This window comes from Stenotrophomonas sp. CASM106 (assembly GCF_049384825.1).
Classification (GTDB): Bacteria; Pseudomonadota; Gammaproteobacteria; order Xanthomonadales; family Xanthomonadaceae; genus Stenotrophomonas; species Stenotrophomonas muris.
Map to the genome: position 1 here is coordinate 1 of NZ_JBMRFS010000023.1, position 1,171 is coordinate 1,171.

Here is a 1,171-nt window from a genome sequence, read left to right on the forward strand (position 1 = left end):
CGGCAGGTCCAATGAAAATGACGGGTCGGTACCGGGCCATGCTGTCCTTTTCAAAGCACAACATCATCGCTTCGCCCTTGTCCGTGTTCGCAGGTGCGGTCAACTGTTTTTGCGTGTTCATAGCGTCCTTCTCCGGCGTATCGCCATAGCAGATCGATGTAGGGAAGTTCCTCTTCTGGAATGTCGTCTGCGAGATCGTCATTTGCAGGTTCGGGGACGCCGTAGAACTCACCGAAAGAACGAACAAGACGCCTACCCCTGAGAACGGTGTATGCGTCGAGCGCTACCTTTGGCGGCAACTCGGCTGCTTTCATCGCGTACTTGAAGACCTCAGCGAATCCCTTCGCATAGGGGTCGATAACGGCTTCCTCTTCTTTTTCTGCCTGTTCGGGTGCGATGGGCCGCACGTCGCACATGAAGCTATCGCCCGTAATTTCTTCCCACTCAGCGCGGAGCGCGTATTGATCGGGAAGATCCGCAGCGAGCCACACCGCGTGGACGTGGGGATGCCATCCCTTGCCCTCGGTGTAGGTGACTTCATAACTCCAGACAGCGCCTTGGACAGCGGTGAGCAAACTACGAGACCGCTTTCCGTGACGACGCTTGTGGAGTCGAGTAAGCGACTTGTCCAGGTGATCGAGGCGTTCGCGCAGGTCATCACCATTGCGAACAGTGAGGGTCACGAGATAGGGCTGCAAAAACGGCTTTTTCCCGCGTGCCAAGGTGAAGCGTTCCAAGTAGCGAGCCATCATGCGAGCGCCACGCCGAATGGCGCAGAACCCACAGATGAGATGCGTGCAACAGAAGTTTGCAGCGCGGAGCTTGGTCTGCCCTTTGGTATGGTAGTGACGGAACAACAGCCACTCACCACATTGCCTGATCTTGGTCGGCCGGAGGCCCGCTTCTTTGCAAGCGGTGTCCCCGGCGGTGTCCAGAAGTCGCACAGTCTGCGACTTGGCATTACCATACCGAGCGAGACGCCGAAGCCCGTCACCCATGAGGGTGGCCGGACTTGTCTCCCCGGCCCCATTCCCCGCTACGTCGCAAAACTTGACGGGGGTGGGGCCTGCTTTTATGGGGTCATCCAACGGACTCCCCCTTCACCTTCCGTCGCCTCCCTTTGACCGTCCTGGCATCGATCGCAGCATCGAGGTCGAGCTGGGCCTGTGCC

At 58.5% G+C, this 1,171-nt stretch carries 1 protein-coding gene; it reads right to left on the reverse strand.

Translation table 11 applies throughout. The features are described from left to right. Positions 1-50: 50 nt before the first annotated feature. Entirely contained in the window at positions 51-998 is a 948-nt protein-coding gene (locus tag VG556_RS22315; protein ID WP_423180046.1) for a protein rep, read from the reverse strand. Between the last annotated feature and the right edge of the window lie 173 nt (positions 999-1,171).

Excerpts from the sequence above, each read along its gene's own strand:
- VG556_RS22315 (WP_423180046.1), bottom strand. The coding sequence starts at position 998 with ATGGGTGACGGGCTTCGGCGTCTCGCTCGGTATGGTAATGCCAAGTCG.